The sequence below is a fragment of the Bacillus sp. GbtcB14 genome (genome assembly GCF_019091205.1).
In the GTDB taxonomy this organism is placed as follows: Bacteria; Bacillota; Bacilli; order Bacillales; family Bacillaceae_G; genus Bacillus_A; species Bacillus_A cereus_AG.
Genome location: NZ_JAGXJT010000295.1, coordinates 1 through 239, shown reverse-complemented (window position 1 = coordinate 239; position 239 = coordinate 1). Strand labels below are relative to the sequence as shown.

The following is a 239-nucleotide window of genomic DNA, read 5'->3' as shown; positions in this document are numbered from 1 at the left end:
TTTTCATTCCGCCTACAGAGTTAAACGGTGCACTTCATGGCGATACAGTATTAGCTCGTGTTAGCGCACAAACAAGTGGATCACGCCAAGAAGGTTCAATTGTACGTATTTTAGAGCGTGGAACGAAAGATCTAGTTGGTACATATACAGAATCGAAAAACTTTGGATTTGTTATACCTAACAATAAGCGCTGGACAAGTGATATCTTTATCTTGAAAAGTGCATCAATGGGTGCTGTA

The 239-nt window shown here is 39.7% G+C and carries 1 protein-coding gene; it reads left to right on the top strand.

The window, feature by feature from the left end:
- A partial coding sequence (locus tag KVT31_RS29960) for a hypothetical protein (protein WP_217613769.1) occupies window positions 1–239 on the top strand: 239 nt, incomplete at both ends.